The organism is Streptomyces sp. NPDC051822, assembly GCF_044452745.1.
Lineage (GTDB): Bacteria > Actinomycetota > Actinomycetes > Streptomycetales > Streptomycetaceae > Streptomyces.
Genome location: NZ_JBITBZ010000009.1, coordinates 239,848 through 255,641, shown reverse-complemented (window position 1 = coordinate 255,641; position 15,794 = coordinate 239,848). Strand labels below are relative to the sequence as shown.

Genomic DNA, 15,794 nt, shown 5'->3' with positions numbered 1-15,794 from the left:
AGGAGTGCGGACATGGGCAAGCTGGACGGGCGGGTCGTCCTGATCACCGGGGCGGCGCGCGGGCAGGGCGGGCAGGAGGCCCGGCTGTTCGCCGGGGAAGGGGCCCGGGTCGTCCTCGCGGACGTGCTCGACGGCCCCGGCGAGGCGCTCGCGAAGGAGCTGCGGGAGGAGCTCGGCGAGGGGCGGGCCGCGTACGTCCACCTGGACGTGACCAGGGAGGAGGACTGGGCGGCCGCCGTGGCAGCGGCCACGGAACGGTTCGGGAGGATCGACGGCCTCGTCAACAACGCCGGCATCCTCCGCTTCAACGAGCTGCTCTCCACACCCCTGGAGGAGTTCCAGGCGATCGTCTCCGTCAACCAGACCGGCTGCTTCCTCGGCATCAAGGCGGTCGCGCCCGAGATCGCGGCGGCAGGCGGCGGCACGATCGTCAACACCGCCTCGTACACCGGCCTGACGGGCATGGCCGGGGTCGGCGCCTACGCGGCCTCCAAGCACGCCGTCCTCGGACTCACCCGGGTCGCCGCCCTGGAGCTGGCGGCGAAGGGGATCCGGGTGAACGCGGTCTGCCCGGGGGCGATCGACACGCCCATGAGCAACCCGGAGGGGGTGGACCCGGCGGCCACCGGCGCGCTGTACCGCACGCTCGTCCCGCTCGGCCGGATCGGGCGGCCCGAGGAGGTGGCGGCCCTCGCGCTCTTCCTGACCTCGGACGACTCCTCGTACGTCACCGGGCAGCCGTTCGTGGTCGACGGCGGCTGGCTGGCGGGTGTGAGCCTGTTCTGACGGTACGTCAGTTAGTGGTATTGACGCCCCTGCCCCGCGGTGCGAGAGTCGGGCACATCAAGAGATCTGACGATCCGTCAGAAACAGTTGAGGACGGTGAACTCCCTTGGAATTCGGGATCTTCGTACAGGGATACGTCGGCAAGCGCGCCGAGACCGATCCCGAAGCCGAGCACAAGGCCCTCATGGAGGAGACCGAGTACGTCATCCAGGCGGACAGGTCCGGCTTCAAGTACGCCTGGGCCTCCGAGCACCACTTCCTGGAGGAGTACTCGCACCTCTCCGCCAACGACGTCTACCTCGGCTACCTCGCCCACGCCACCGACCGGATCCACCTCGGCTCCGGCATCTTCAACCCCCTCGCCCCCGTGAACCACCCGGTGAAGGTCGCCGAGAAGGTCGCCATGCTCGACCACCTCTCCGCCGGGCGCTTCGAGTTCGGCTCCGGGCGCGGGGCGGGCACCCACGAGATCCTCGGGTTCATGCCGGGCATCACCGACATGTACCACACCAGGGAGATCTGGGAGGAGACGATCGCCGAGTTCCCCAAGATGTGGCTCCAGGACGAGTACGTCGGCTTCCAGGGCAAGCACTGGTCCCTGCCGCCCCGCAAGGTCCTCCCCAAGCCGTACGGGAAGTCCCACCCCGCCATGTGGTACGCGGCCGGGTCCCCCTCCTCGTACGCCATGGCCGGGAAGATGGGCCTCGGCGTCCTCGGCTTCAGCGTCCAGAAGGTCTCCGACATGGAGTGGGTCGTCGAGTCCTACAAGAACGCGGTCAAGGAGGCCAAGGCGGTCGGCGACTTCGTCAACGACAACGTCATGGTGACGTCGACGGCGATCTGCGCCGAGACGCACGAGAAGGCGGTGGAGATCGCGGTCGGCGGGGGCCTGAACTACCTGCAGTCGCTGCTCTTCCGCTACCACGACACGTTCCCAAGGCCCGAGGGCATTCCGGAGTGGCCCGAGCTGCTCCCCGAGTACTCCGCCGAGATCATCGAACTCCTCATCCAGGAGGAGCTGATGATCTGCGGCGACCCCTCGGAGGTCCTCGCCCAGTGCAAGCGGTGGGAGCAGGCCGGAGCGGACCAGCTGTCGTTCGGGCTGCCGATCGGGATCTCGTACGAGGACACGATGAACTCGATCAAGCTGATCGGCGAGCACGTGATCCCGGAGATCGACACGGACCCGGTCCACCGCACGACCCGCTTCCGCCAGGGCGCCGGTTCCTGACGCGGACGCCGGGCCGGGCCGGCCCGTCCCGGCCGTCACGAGAAAGCGCGGGGTGGCGTCTTCCCGGACCGTCGCCCCGTATCCGCCCCGGCCGGAGGCCCCCCGCGGCGGCCCCCGGTCCGGGGCACACCCGTGTCCGCTTACAGACCCGTGTCCGCGTACAGAGCCGTGTCGGCGTACAGACCCGTGTCCGCGTACAGAAAGGGACCGTCATGCTCGACCACCTGATCACGGGCGCCACCGTCGTGGACGGCACCGGCGCCCCCGCCTTCACCGCCGACGTCGGCATACGCGACGGGCGGATCGCCGTCGTCGCCGAGCCCGGCACGACGACCGAGCCCGCCCGCACCACCCAGGACGCCACCGGCCTCGTCCTCGCCCCCGGCTTCGTCGACCCGCACACCCACTACGACGCCCAGCTGTTCTGGGACCCGTACGCCACCCCCTCCATGAACCACGGCGTCACCACCGTCGCCGGCGGCAACTGCGGCTTCACCCTCGCCCCGCTCCACCCGGACCGGCCCGAGGACGCCGACTACACCCGCCGCATGATGTCCAAGGTGGAGGGCATGGCCCTCAAGGCCCTGGAGGAGGGCGTCGAATGGAGCTGGTCGTCCTTCGCCGAATACCTCGACGCCCTCGAAGGACGGATCGCCGTCAACGCCGGGTTCATGGTCGGGCACTGCGCCCTGCGCCGGTACGTGATGGGCGCCGACGCCGTCGGCGGACAGCCGACACCCGAGCAGCTGGCACGGATGGTCGCCCTGCTCAAGGAGGCCATGGAGGCCGGCGCCTGGGGGCTCTCCACCACCCAGTCGTCCACCCACTCCGACGGCGACGGCGCGCCCGTCGCCTCCCGGCACGCGGGACCCGACGAGCTCATCGCCCTCTCCCGGGCCGTCGGCGAGCACGAGGGCACCCAGATCGAGGCGATCCTCGCCGGCTGTCTCGACCAGTTCTCCGACGACGAGATCGAGCTGTTCGTCGAGATGACCGCCGCCGCCGGGCGGCCCCTCAACTGGAACGTCCTCACCATCGACGCCTCCGTCCCCGAGCGCGTCCCGCGCCAGCTCACCGCCTCCGAGCGGGCCCGCAAGTCCGGCGGCAGGATCGTCGCCCTCACCATGCCGATCCTCACCCCGATGAACATGTCCCTCGGCACGTTCTGCGCCCTCAACCTCATCCCCGGCTGGGGCGAGATCCTCGCCCTCCCCGTCCCCGAGCGGATCGCGAAGCTCCGCGACCCGGACGTCAGGGCCGGGATGCTGCGGCGCGCCGACTCCCGGGAGGCCGGGGTCTTCCGGCGCCTCGCCCACTTCGGGCGGTACGTCATCGGCGACACGTACAGCCGGGAGAACGAGGGGCTCACCGGGCGCGTCGTCGGCGACATCGCCGCCGAACGCGGCCAGGACCCCTTCCAGTGCCTCGTCGAGATCTGCGCCAACGACGACCTCAGGACGGTCCTGTGGCCGATGCCCAGCGACAACGACCCGGCCTCCTGGGCGCTGCGCCGCGAGACCTGGGACCACGAGGACGTCCTGCTCGGCGGCTCCGACGCGGGCGCCCACCTGGACCGGATGTGCGGAGCCCCGTACACGACCCGCTTCCTCGGCGACTGTCTGCGCGGCCGGAAGCTGGTGCCCCTGGAGCGGGCCGTGAAGATGCTGACCGACGACCCGGCCCGGCTCTTCGGGCTCCGCGAGCGCGGCAGGATCACCGAGGGCTTCCACGCCGACCTGGTCCTCTTCGACCCGGAGCGGATCGACGCGGGCCCGGCGACCCTCGTGCACGACCTGCCGGGGGACAGCCCGCGCCTGGACTCGCGGGCGGTCGGGATCGTGTCGGTGCGGGTCAACGGGGTCGAGACCGTGCGGGACGACCGGGTGACCGGCGCGATCCCCGGGCGCGTGCTGCGCTCGGGCCGTGACACGAGGACGGTGAGCACGCGATGAGGACCGGGAAGACGAGGACCGAGCGGCAGAGGGCCGAGCGGCAGACGACCGAGCGGCTTTTCATCGGCGGTGAGTGGGTCGAGCCCGACGGCGGCCACTACCCCGTCATCGACCCGGCCACCGAAGAGGTCGTCGGGCTGGCGCCGGAGGCCTCGCGCGCCCAGGTCCACGAGGCCGCCGCCGCGGCCCGCGAGGCCTTCGGCTCCTGGTCCCGTACGAGGCCGGAGGAGCGGGCGGCGATCCTGGACCGGGCCGCGGACCTGATGGCCAGGGACGCCGACGCGAACACGCTGCTCGCCCGCGCCGAGACCGGCGCCACCACCGGCACCGCGCGCGGGATGCAGGTCGCGGTCGGCGCGGCCCGTTTCCGGCGGTACGCGCGCGGTGCCATGGAGCCGGTCGAGCAGGCGCTGCCCCCGCAGATCAACGAGGCGGGCCCGATGGGGAAGGCCGGGGTGTTCGGCGCGGTGGCGGTACGGCGCCCGGTCGGCGTCGTCACCTGCATCACCTCGTACAACAACCCCTGGGCCAATCCGGCGGGCAAGGTCGCCCCGGCCCTCGCCATGGGCAACACGGTCCTCGTGAAGCCGGCCCCGCAGGACCCGCTCTCCGTGTACGCGATGACCCGGGCCCTCGAGGAGGCCGGGGTCCCGGCGGGGGTCGTCAACGTGGTCACCGGCTCGGCGCGGGCGGTCGGCGAGGCGGCCGTGGACTCCCCGGACGTCGACATGGTGTCGTTCACCGGTTCCACGGCGGTCGGCCAGGCGATCGGCGAGGTCTGCGGCCGCTCGCTCAAGCGGCAGCTGATGGAGCTGGGCGGCAAGGGCGCCGCGCTCGTCTTCGACGACGCGGACCTGGACTCCGCCGTCATGGGCATCGGGACGACGTTCGCCTTCTACAGCGGACAGATCTGCACCGCTCCGACCCGGGTGCTCGCGCAGCGCGGGATCTACGAGCGGCTGATCGAGAAGCTGACCGGCTATCTGGCCTTCATGAAGGTGGGGGACCCGGCGGAGCGGGGCACGGTCGTCGGCCCGGTGATCTCGGCGGCGCACCGCGACCGGGTGGAGTCGTACGTGGACCTCGGCCGCAAGGAGGGGGCGCGGGTCGTGGCGGGCGGCGAGCGCCCGGACCTGGCGAAGGGCTTCTACGTGGCGCCGACGCTGCTCGCCGACTGCACCAACGAGATGCGGGTGGTGCGGGAGGAGATCTTCGGTCCGGTCGTCGTGGTCGTTCCCTTCGACGACGAGGAGGAGGGGATCGCCCTCGCGAACGACAGCGACTACGGGCTCATCGACTACGTGTGGTCCGGCGACGTGGCCCGTGCCTTCCGGATCGCGGCCCGGCTGCGGGCCGGCGGGGTGGGGGTGAACACGATCGGCCGCAACATGGAGGCGCCGTTCGGCGGATTCAAGAAGAGCGGGGTCGGACGGGACGTCGGCTCGTACGCGCTGCACGCGTACAGCGAGCTGCAGGCCGTTGTCTGGCCGGGGTGAGCGGGTGGCCGAAAATTTCCTTCGGAAAATTTGAAACCGGACATTTGGGGCGCGGCTGCGGTTCCCGCATATCGGACGGGGCTCGACCGACCTGTCAGTTGGTCGGGCTGTTCAGGTCGTCGATCTTTCAATCATTGGCGGGTGTCCGCTTCGACCCCCGCAAAGTAAGGCAGTGATCGATCAGATCTGCGGAGTTCGATCTTCCGGATGTGGAAACCGCAGCATTTAACGTCCTGTTCATGACTCAGGTGGACGCACGGCCCCAGGCCGGAGACACGGTAAGGGGCGTCAACGCCCCCGGCGACGCCAACGGCGTGCGCAAGAAGGGCCTCGGCGGGAACTCCGTCGGGCTGATGGGCAGTGCCGTCATCGGCATCTCGACCGTCGCCCCCGTCTACTGTCTGACCTCCACGCTCGGCTCCACGGCCGGCGAGGTCGGTCTGCAGATGCCCGCGATCTTCCTCGCCGGCTTCCTCCCGATGCTCCTCGTCGCCTTCGCGTACCGGGAACTCAACAAGGTCATGCCGGACTGCGGCACCTCCTTCACCTGGACCGTGAAGGCCTTCGGCCCCCGGATCGGCTGGATGTGCGGCTGGGGCCTCGTCATCGCGACGATCATCGTGCTCTCCAACCTCGCCGGCGTCGCGACCTCCTACTTCTGGCTCCTCGCGGGCGAGCTCACCGGCAGCGACTCCATCGCCGCCCTGGACGACGACAAGGCCGTCCACATCCTCACCTGCCTCACGCTCATCGCCGTCGCCACCGCGATCAGCTACCGCGGCATGACCGCCACCAAGGGCCTCCAGTACGCCCTCGTCGGCCTCCAGCTCGTCGTCCTCGTCGCCTTCGTGGCGATGGCGCTGTCGAAGGCCGGCGACTTCGAGACCTCGGTCTCCTTCTCCTGGTCCTGGATGAACCCCTTCGCGGTCCAGTCCTTCGCCGCCTTCACCGCCGGCCTCTCGCTCTCGATCTTCATGTACTGGGGCTGGGACGCCTGCATGGCGACCAACGAGGAGACCACCGGCAGCGCGAAGACCCCCGGCCGCGCCGCGCTCATCGCGATGGTCGTGCTCGTCGCCTCGTACCTCGCCACCGGCATCGCCGCGCAGATGGCCGTCGGCTCCGGCGAGGAGGGCCTCGGCCTCGCCAACCCGGAGACCTCCGACAACGTCTTCGCCGCCCTCGCGGGACCCGTCATGGGCCCGACCCTGGGCATCCTGCTCTTCCTCGCCGTCCTCGCCTCCGCCGCCGCCAGCCTCCAGACGACCTTCATCCCGGTGGCCCGCACCGTCCTCGCGATGTCCACGTACGAGGCGCTGCCGAAGTCCTTCACCAAGGTCCACCCGGTCTTCAAGACCCCCGGCAAGGCCACCGTCGTGGCCGGCGTCGCCACCGGCGTCTTCTACACCGTGATGACCCTGGTCAGCGAGAACGTGCTGATCGACACGATCTACGCGCTCGGCCTGATGATCTGCTTCTACTACGCGCTCACGGCCTTCGCCTGCGTCTGGTACTTCCGCGCCGAGCTGTTCCGCTCCGGCCGCGACTTCGCCTACAAGGGCCTCATGCCGCTCCTCGGCGGCCTCATGCTCACGGCCGTCTTCGGCAAGACGCTGTACGACATGTGGGACCCGGCGTACGGTTCCGGCTCCGCCGTTCTCGGAGTCGGCTCGGTCTTCGTGATCGGCGTCGGCCTGCTGCTCCTCGGCGTGGTGATCATGCTGGTCATGCAGCGCAGGAGCCCGGCGTTCTTCCGTGGTGAGGTCCTCACCAAGGAGACCCCGTCGCTGGTGGTCGCCGACTGACCGGTAGCCGTGGCTGAACCCTGAGTCATCCGAAGAACGCGAAAGCGGCGGGCCCGTGGGGGGTCCCGCCGCTTTCGTCTTTCCCGTCGTACGCGTTTCCCGCCGTACGCGCTCAGCGACCGGGCAGCAGGCGCTCCACCGCCGCGTTGGCCGGCGGCAGGTCCGGCGCGGTGGCCGGCTTGGCCTTGGGGGTCAGGACGCCGCTGAGCGGCACGACCGAGGGCAGGTTCACGCCGCCGGTGTCGGCTGCGGCGGTCCCGGCGGTGGCGCCCGCGAGGCCCGCGGCGGCGAAGGCGGTCAGGGCGGCTGCGGTGAGCATCTTCTTCATGCCCGCTCCAACGCGGACCGGGACGATCCGGTTACGAGGCGCTCCGGAGCCGTCCCTAGGATGCGTCCATGTACGGGGAGACGAAGCACGGGAACTGGTCACTGCGCCCCGGCGCCGCCGACGACGTGGAGCCCGCCGCGGAGCTGAGGGCGGCCGTCATGCGCGACGACCTGGTGCGCCTCGGCCGGTACGACGAGCACCGGGTGCGACAGCGGCTGCGGGAGGGCTTCTCGCCCGCGCACACGTCGGTCATCGAGGTCGACGGCGCCTTCGCGGGCTGCGTCACCCTGCGCCCGGCCGGGAACGGCGAGGGGCTCCACCTGGAGCACTTCTACCTGGACCCGGCGGCCCAGGGGCGGGGCCTCGGGACGGCGGTGCTGCGCGGGCTCCTCGCCCGGGCGGACGAGGCCTCGCTCCCGGTCCGCCTCCAGGTGCTCCAGGGCAGCGCGGCCCGCCGCCTCTACGAGCGGGCGGGCTTCACGGTCGAGCACGAGGACCCGGTCGACGTGATGATGGTGCGGGAGGCCCCCGGCGCGGGCTGACGCCCCGCGCACGAGGGCGGTACGCCTACGCCTCCGCGATCAGCGCCGTGGCGACGGTCCGGAAGCCGAGCCGGCCGTACAGCCGGGCCACGTCCGCGTCCGACGCCGACAGGAACACGAGCTCCGCCCCGTGGGCCCGGGCGTCCGCGACCAAGGCGGCGGTCACCGCGAGCCCGAGGCCGCGGCGCCTCGCCGCCGGGACGGTGCCGACGCCGACGACCTCGGAGACGGGCCCGACGGGCTGGTGCTGGCCGGCCGTGAGAGCGTCGCCCGTCCCGTCGAAGGCCGCGGCGAGCCGGGTGAGACCTGCCTCGATCCGGCCGCCGATCCGCTCCGCGGTCCCCGGCTCCGGCGCCATGCCGAACGCGGCGTACGGGGCGGCGACGGCGCTGCCCAGGCCCGGGTCGTCCGCGCCGACCATCCGTACGGTGACGCCCTCGGGCTCCGGTACGGCGAGCCCGTCGCCCTCCAGGACCATCAGCGGATGCTCGTGCACGGTGAGGCCGCTCGCCTCCACGGCCGCCCGCAGCCCCGGGGTGGTCTCCGCGACCCACTCGAAGGCCTCGGGCACGCCGAGCTCGCGCTGCCGGGCCCGTACCTTCTCCACGTCCTCGACCGGGATCTCACCGGTGGCCCCGAGGGCCGGGCGGGCGTAGAACGGCCAGCCCTGCCCCTCCTGCACGAACAGGGTCAGCGGCCCGAACTCCTCCGCGCGGGCGGAGGAACGGGGGACGGCGTCGTAGTACTTCTCGATTCGGTTCAGCACGGGGGCCACGGTAGGCGCGGGGAGCGAGCGGCGCAGGCGGATTTCCGCCCCGCCGGGAACCGCACGTGGCATGATCCCGTCACCCTGTGCAGGACGGGGGACCAGGGGGGAACCATGAGCCGGACGACGCACAGCTGCCCGGGCTGCGACCGGGAGGACCGCGTGCAGGCCGTGCCCGCCGTGTACCTCGCGGGGCGGGACACGGTCAGCAGCCGGGAGCGGGACCGGGACGGCGACCTGCGGACCGTGACCCGGGCGGTGACCACGGGGCTCTCCGGCGCGCTCGCGCCGGTGCCCGAGCCGCCCACGAACACGATCGGCTGCCTCGGTGTCCTCGCCGCCGTCGTCTCCGTCGGCACCTTCCTGGGCGGAGCCCTCGCGGGGAAGTGGTTCGCGGACGCGCCCGTGCACGAGCCGCCGGAGCTCGGCGGCTGGCACATGCCGGCGCAGGACGTGCCCGCCGGCGAGCCGCCGGCCTACGAGTTCCTGGGCTGGATCTCCGCGCTCGCGCTGGTCGCCGCTGTCGCGGTGCTCGCCGTGGTGCTCAGACGCCGGACCACCTTCGCCCGGCTCACTCGGGGCCGCCACCGCGCCGAGGAACTGTGGTCCCACGGCTGGTACTGCCACCGCTGCGGCACCGTCCACTTCGAGGGCGTCCCCGGCGAGGACCGGACCCCGCTAACCCTCCAGCGCTTCCGCGAGAAGGTCTGGGAGCACGGCGGGTACGGGGATCTGGCGGCGGAGCAGCGGGCGGTGGACGCGGCCCGCTCCTGAGGCGGCCCGTTCCCGACGCAGGCGCCCGTGTCGCACCCCTCGGAAATCCGGGCCCCACCCCCTACCGTGCCGCTATGCGGATCTCGACCACGATCTTCCTGACCGACGAGACCATCACGCCCGTGCGGCTCGCGCGCGAACTCGAAGCGCGCGGCTTCGCCGGGCTCTACCTCCCCGAGCACACCCACATCCCCGTCGAACGGGCCACGCCCTACCCGGCGGGCGGCGAGCTGCCCCGGGAGTACGGGCGGACCCTGGACCCCTTCGTGGCGCTCGGCCAGGCCGCCGCCGTCACCGAACGGCTCGGGCTCGGCACCGGCATCACGCTGGTCGCCCAGCACGACCCGATCGCCCTCGCCAAGCAGATCGCGACCCTCGACCACCTCTCCGGGGGCCGCTTCACCCTCGGTGTCGGCTACGGCTGGAACCGCGAGGAGGCCGCCGACCACGGCGTCGACTGGCCGGCCCGCCGTGAGCTCACGTCCGACCGGCTCGACCTGATGCGGGCGCTGTGGGCGCCGGAGCCCACGGCGTACGCGGGGAGGTCGGGCGCCTCGGTGCGCGCCTCGGAAGCCTGGCCCAAGCCCGCCGGCGGGGCGCCTCGCACCCTCCTGGGCGGCGCGGCGGGACCGAAGCTCTTCGCGGAGATCGCGGCGCGGACGGACGGCTGGATGCCGATCGGCGGCCGGGGCCTGACGGAGTCCCTCCCGGTCCTGCGGGAGGTCTGGGAGCAGGCGGGCCGTGACCCGAAGGCCCTCCAGATCGTCCCGTACGCGGTCCTCCCGAACCCCGGCAAGCTCGCCCGCTACGCGGACCTGGGCTGCGAGGAGGTCGTCCTCCAGCTGCCGCCGGGGGGTGAGCGGGAGGTGCTGGGGGTCCTGGGCGCGTACGCCCAGTACCTCTGAGTGTGGTGTACGCCGCGCCCCGGCACCCCGAAGACACAGACTGACCCAGCCAACCTGCGAAGGGCCCGGTCCGCGTGTCCGTAGCCGCTCGTATGCTCGGTCCATGACGGATCACCAGGAAGCCCGGCCCACCGCGAACGCCATGCGCCGCGCCCTCAGGCGGGCCAGGGACGGGGTCGCGCTCGACGTCGCCGAGGCCGCCGTGCTGCTGGCGGCGCGGGGGGACGACCTGACGGACCTGGTCGCCTCCGCCGGGCGGGTGCGGGACGCCGGGCTCGACGCCGCCGGGCGGCCCGGAGTCATCACGTACTCCAAGAGCGTGTTCATACCGCTCACCCGGCTCTGCCGCGACAAGTGCCACTACTGCACCTTCGTCACCGTCCCCGGCAAGCTGCGCAAGGACGGCCACGGGATGTTCATGTCCCCGGACGAGGTGCTGGACATCGCCCGGCGCGGGGCCGAGATGGGCTGCAAGGAGGCCCTGATCACCCTGGGCGACAAGCCCGAGGACCGGTGGCCGGAGGCCCGCGAGTGGCTCGACGCGCACGGGTACGACGACACCATCGCGTACGTACGGGCCATGGCGATCCGCATCCTGGAGGAGACCGGGCTCCTCCCGCACCTCAACCCCGGCGTGCTGTCGTGGACCGACTTCCAGCGCCTCAAGCCGGTCGCCCCCTCCATGGGCATGATGCTGGAGACGACCGCGACCCGGCTCTGGTCCGAGCCCGGCGGCCCCCACTACGGGTCCCCCGACAAGGAACCGGCCGTCCGGCTCAGGGTCCTGGAGGACGCCGGACGCTCCTCCGTCCCCTTCACCTCGGGGCTGCTGCTCGGCATCGGGGAGACCCTGGAGGAGCGGGCCGAGTCCCTCTTCGCGCTGCGGCGCGTGGCGCGCGCGTACCACTCCGTCCAGGAACTGATCATCCAGAACTTCCGCGCCAAGCCGGACACGGCCATGCGCGGCATGCCCGACGCCGAGCTCGACGACCTGGTCGCCACCGTCGCCGTCGCCCGCCTCATCATGGGCCCCTCCGCCTGCCTCCAGGCCCCGCCCAACCTCGTCGACTCCGAGTACGAGCGGCTCATCGCCGCCGGCATCGACGACTGGGGCGGCGTCTCCCCGCTCACCATCGACCACGTCAACCCCGAGCGGCCCTGGCCCCGGATCGAGGAGCTCGCCGAGCGGTCCGCCGCCGCCGGCTTCGAGCTGCGCGAACGGCTCTGCGTCTACCCCGAGTTCGTCCAGCGCGGCGAACCCTGGCTCGACCCCCGGCTCCTCCCGCACGTCCGCGCCCTCGCCGACCCCGAGACCGGCCTCGCGAACCCCGACGCGCCGGTCGTCGGCCTGCCCTGGCAGGAGCCCGACGAGGCGTTCACCGCCGCCGGCCGCACCGACCTGCACCGCACCATCGACACCACGGGCCGCACGCACGACCGGCGCGACGACTTCGACGAGGTGTACGGCGACTGGGAGGCTCTGCGCGAGGCCGCCGCGCCCGGCATGGTCCCGGAGCGGGTCGACGCCGACGTCCGCGAGGCCCTCGCCGTCGCCGCCGACGACCCGACGCGGCTCACCGACGCCCAGGCCCTCGCGCTGCTGCACGCCGACGGCCCGGCGCTCGACGCGCTCACCCGGATCGCCGACGACGTCCGCAAGGCGGTGTCCGGCGACGACGTCACGTACGTCGTCACGCGGAACATCAACTTCACCAACGTCTGCTACACGGGCTGCCGTTTCTGCGCCTTCGCCCAGCGCCGTACCGACGCCGACGCGTACACCCTCTCCCTCGACCAGGTCGCGGACCGCGCCGAGCAGGCCTGGGACGTCGGCGCCGTCGAGGTCTGCATGCAGGGCGGCATCCACCCCGACCTGCCCGGCACCGCCTACTTCGACATCGCGCGCGCGGTGAAGAAGCGCGTTCCCGGCATGCACGTGCACGCCTTCTCGCCGATGGAGGTCGTCAACGGCGCGACCAGGACCGGGCTCTCGATCCGCGAGTGGCTGACGGCCGCGAAGGAGGCCGGGCTCGACTCGATCCCCGGCACGGCCGCCGAGATCCTGGACGACGAGGTCCGCTGGGTCCTCACCAAGGGCAAGCTGCCGACGGCGACGTGGATCGAGGTGATCACCACGGCGCACGACCTCGGCATCCGCTCGTCGTCCACGATGATGTACGGGCACGTGGACCAGCCCCGGCACTGGCTCGGCCACTTCCGGACCCTCTCCCGCATCCAGCAGGAGACCGGTGGTTTTACCGAGTTCGTGACCCTGCCCTTCATCCACACCAACGCACCGGTCTACCTCGCCGGCATCGCCCGCCCCGGCCCGACCGTCCGCGACAACCGCGCGGTCATCGCCATGGCCCGGCTCCTCCTCCACCCCCACATCCCGAACATCCAGACCAGCTGGGTGAAGCTGGGCACGGAGGGCGCCGCCGAGATGCTCCGCTCGGGCGCGAACGACCTGGGCGGCACGCTGATGGAGGAGACCATCTCCCGGATGGCCGGGTCGAGTTACGGCTCGTACCGCTCGATCCGCGACCTGGAGGCCATCGCGGAGGCGGCGGGCCGCCCGGCGAAGCCCCGGACGACCCTGTACGGCGAGGTCCCGGAGGAGCGGCAGCGCACGGCCCGCGCCTCGGACGGCCACCTCCCCGAACTCCTGCCGCTCGTCCAGGAGTGAGGTGCATGATGCGTCCATGACGCAGATCATCAAGGGGGGAAACCTCCCGCTCAGCGGCGAGCCGATGCGGGTCGCCGTCGTACGCCGGTCCGACGGGCCGGGAGCGCCGGAGGTGGACGCGGCGGCGCTGCTCGTCGGCGTGGACGGCAAGGTCAGGGGCCGCGAGGACCTGGTCTTCTACAACCAGTCCGCGCACGCCGGCAGCGGCGTGCGCCTGACGGGGAACGTCCTGGGCGAGGGCGGGGCGGTCGCGGACTGGCTGGAGATCGACCCCGGCCGTGTGGAGCCGGCCGTGGAGCGGATCGTGGTCGCGGCGTCCTGTGACGACGCGACGTTCGGTGAGGTCGAGGACCTGTACCTGCGGGCGGTGAGCGCGATCACCGGGGAGCAGCTGGCGCTGTACGCGGTCGAGGACGCGACGACGGAGACGGCGATCCTGCTGGGCGAGTTCTACCGCAGGGCCGGCGGGTGGAAGTTCCGCGCGGTGGGGCAGGGGTACGACTCCGGGCTGCCGGGCCTGGCCGAGGACTTCGGGTTCGCGGTGCCGGACGCGGCAGTGGAGGCGGCCGAGGAGGCGGAGGCCGAGGAGGCGGAGGTGCCGGAGCGGCCGGAGGTCCCGGCGCAGGTATCTGCTCCCGCGCCGGCGCCTGCTCCCGCGCCGGCCCCCGTGCCCCTCGCCGTCGGGGTCGTCGGCAAGGAGTACGGGCACGGGCCCGCGCCGCTCACCACGCCGCCCCTCGGTGTGCCCCTGGCGCGGTGCAACGACCTGCCCGAGGAGGTGGGCCCGGAGTTCCCGGCCGTCGAGTTCTCCGGGCGCGGGAAGGAGGACGTCGCCCCCGGCCTCACGCTCCCGAAGGGTTTCGTCGTCGTCGACGTCCTGAGGAAGGGCGACGGGTACATCGAGGTCATCACGCTGACCGTGCGCGGCCGCCGATGGCGGGAGGTCCTGGGCAGCGCCCTCCCGGACCTGCGGGGGGTGGGCGTCTTCCACCACGACGGCCGGACGCCGCTGCGGCTGCGGGTCGACGCGCCGGGCATGGCCGCGTGGACGATCCGGCTCCGGCCGGTGTCGACCCTGCGTACCTTCGACGGTCCCGTGGAGGGCCACGGGCCGGACGTCCTGGCCCACACCGGCGACGAGACCGACGTCCGGTTCCGGTTCCGGGGCGACGAGGACAAGGAGGGGTACTTCGGTGTGAACGTCCACCGGCGCGGCGGACACTGGCAGCACTCGTTCAGCAGGCGGGACCGGGGGCGCGGCGGCGGTTCGATCCCCCGGGGCCCTCGCCTGCTGGTGGTCGAGGCCGACGGCGCCTGGTCCATGGAGCCCGGAGCGTCGAGGCTCACGAGCTTCTGGACCCGCCGCTAGGGGGTGTCCGGCGGATCAGGGTCGGACAGGACCTGGAGGGCGTCTCGCGCTACCCGACCAGCAGGTCCTTCCTCAGCTCCTTGAGCTCCCGCTCGTCGACGCCGAGGCCCTTCCGCAGGTACGCGCGGAAGGAGCCGTACTCCTCCGTGACCTCGGCGAAGCTCGCGTCGAGGTACGAGGAGCGGACGTCGAGCAGCGGCTTGTAGACGGCCGCCTGCTGAGCCGGGAGGTGGGAGAGGATCGCCTCGTTGGCGGCGGCGCGGTAGGTGTTGCTGGCGAGGTAGTCCGCCCTGACCGTCTCCTCGGGGACCCCGAGGGCGGTCAGCAGGGCCGCGCTCGACCAGCCGGTGCGGTCCTTGCCCGCGGTGCAGTGGAAGAGGACGCCCCGGCGGTCGTCGTCGGCGATGCCGTCGAGGACGGCGGTGTAGGCGGTACGGGCGGTGGAGCCGCTCACCATGAAGCGGTTGCCTTCGACCATCATCGCCTCGGCCTCGGCGGGGGTCTTCGGCATCGCGGTGAAGGTGCCGCTGCCCGCGAGGACGTCGGCGACGACGTACGAGGCGCCGGCCGGGACGCGGTCGGGGGCGGTGCTCCGCTCGGACTCCATGCGCAGGTCGAAGACGGTCCGGACACCGAGGCGCCGCAGCTTGGCCAGATCGGCGTCGGTGAGCTTCTCCAGGGAGTCGGAGCGGTAGACCTCGCCCATCTTGACCCACCGGCCGTCGCGCGTCCGGTAGCCGCCCGCGTCGCGGAAGTTGACGGTGCCCTCCAGGCGTATCAGCCGGTCCGCGAGGCGCAGCGGCGCGCCCCGGTCGGGGACGAGGTCGAACCAGCGCCGGTCTGCGGTGGCGAGGCCGGAGACGGTGACCGAGCCGGTGGCACCGCCGCGGGCGACGGTACGGCCGTCGGTGCGGACCGTGACGCCGTGGGCGCCGGGGGCGGACCACGTGACGGTGTACGTGCCGTCGGCGTTCTCGGTGACGGTCGCGGCGGTGAAGGGGATCCGCTGCTGGACCTGCGACGCCTGCCCGTGGTGGTGCGGGGCGGGGTGCGCGGTGGCGGCGGGGGCGGTGAGGCCGAGGAGCAGCGAGGCGGCGAGGACCGCGGTGGAGACGGCCTTGACTCGTGTCACGGGGTTCATGCCGAGGATCGTT

The 15,794-nt window shown here is 72.4% G+C and carries 13 protein-coding genes; 10 read left to right on the top strand and 3 right to left on the bottom strand.

Annotated features, from left to right (window positions below; translation table 11 throughout):
- Positions 1-12 precede the first annotated feature (12 nt).
- From ACIA8N_RS26245 to ACIA8N_RS26225, 5 genes are all read left to right on the top strand, one after another.
- Entirely contained in the window at positions 13-786 is a 774-nt protein-coding gene (locus ACIA8N_RS26245) for an SDR family NAD(P)-dependent oxidoreductase (protein WP_365778379.1), read from the top strand.
- 106 nt (positions 787-892) lie between these two features.
- Positions 893-2,017, top strand: a complete 1,125-nt coding sequence (locus ACIA8N_RS26240) for an LLM class flavin-dependent oxidoreductase (RefSeq protein WP_365778380.1) — start codon at positions 893-895, stop codon at positions 2,015-2,017.
- Positions 2,018-2,229: 212 nt separating this feature from the next.
- Positions 2,230-3,969, top strand: coding sequence for a D-aminoacylase (locus ACIA8N_RS26235; RefSeq protein WP_365778382.1), 1,740 nt, complete (start codon positions 2,230-2,232; stop codon positions 3,967-3,969).
- Positions 3,966-5,465, top strand: a complete 1,500-nt coding sequence (locus ACIA8N_RS26230; RefSeq protein ID WP_365778384.1) for an aldehyde dehydrogenase family protein — start codon at positions 3,966-3,968, stop codon at positions 5,463-5,465. Before ACIA8N_RS26235 ends, ACIA8N_RS26230 begins: the two co-directional genes overlap by 4 nt.
- Before the next feature lie 239 nt (positions 5,466-5,704).
- Complete coding sequence (locus ACIA8N_RS26225) at positions 5,705-7,270, top strand: APC family permease (protein WP_365778386.1); 1,566 nt, start codon at positions 5,705-5,707, stop codon at positions 7,268-7,270.
- Positions 7,271-7,382: 112 nt separating this feature from the next.
- On the opposite strand, the gene ACIA8N_RS26220 is transcribed toward ACIA8N_RS26225, so the two are convergent.
- On the bottom strand, positions 7,383-7,598 hold the full coding sequence (locus tag ACIA8N_RS26220; RefSeq protein ID WP_365778388.1) for a hypothetical protein: 216 nt from the start codon (positions 7,596-7,598) through the stop codon (positions 7,383-7,385).
- Positions 7,599-7,666: 68 nt separating this feature from the next.
- Between ACIA8N_RS26220 and ACIA8N_RS26215 the strand changes: the two genes are divergently transcribed.
- Positions 7,667-8,140 (top strand): GNAT family N-acetyltransferase, encoded by a 474-nt coding sequence (locus tag ACIA8N_RS26215; protein ID WP_365778390.1) that lies wholly within the window; start codon positions 7,667-7,669, stop codon positions 8,138-8,140.
- Positions 8,141-8,165: 25 nt separating this feature from the next.
- Here the strand turns inward: ACIA8N_RS26215 and ACIA8N_RS26210 are convergent, their stop codons facing one another.
- Positions 8,166-8,915 (bottom strand): GNAT family N-acetyltransferase, encoded by a 750-nt coding sequence (locus ACIA8N_RS26210; RefSeq protein WP_365778761.1) that lies wholly within the window; start codon positions 8,913-8,915, stop codon positions 8,166-8,168.
- A 105-nt stretch (positions 8,916-9,020) separates the two neighbouring features.
- Between ACIA8N_RS26210 and ACIA8N_RS26205 the strand changes: the two genes are divergently transcribed.
- The 4 genes from ACIA8N_RS26205 (at position 9,021) to ACIA8N_RS26190 (ending at position 14,640) form a co-directional block, all read left to right on the top strand.
- Positions 9,021-9,680, top strand: coding sequence for a hypothetical protein (locus ACIA8N_RS26205; protein ID WP_365778392.1), 660 nt, complete (start codon positions 9,021-9,023; stop codon positions 9,678-9,680).
- A 74-nt stretch (positions 9,681-9,754) separates the two neighbouring features.
- Entirely contained in the window at positions 9,755-10,585 is an 831-nt protein-coding gene (locus ACIA8N_RS26200) for a TIGR03619 family F420-dependent LLM class oxidoreductase (RefSeq protein ID WP_365778394.1), read from the top strand.
- Between the two features lie 103 nt (positions 10,586-10,688).
- On the top strand, positions 10,689-13,271 hold the full coding sequence (locus ACIA8N_RS26195; RefSeq protein WP_365778396.1) for a bifunctional FO biosynthesis protein CofGH: 2,583 nt from the start codon (positions 10,689-10,691) through the stop codon (positions 13,269-13,271).
- Between the two features lie 16 nt (positions 13,272-13,287).
- Positions 13,288-14,640, top strand: coding sequence for a TerD family protein (locus ACIA8N_RS26190; protein ID WP_365778398.1), 1,353 nt, complete (start codon positions 13,288-13,290; stop codon positions 14,638-14,640).
- A 49-nt stretch (positions 14,641-14,689) separates the two neighbouring features.
- Here ACIA8N_RS26190 and ACIA8N_RS26185 read toward each other — a convergent pair whose 3' ends face one another.
- Positions 14,690-15,781, bottom strand: a complete 1,092-nt coding sequence (locus ACIA8N_RS26185; protein ID WP_365778400.1) for a tyrosine-protein phosphatase — start codon at positions 15,779-15,781, stop codon at positions 14,690-14,692.
- Positions 15,782-15,794: the final 13 nt, after the last annotated feature.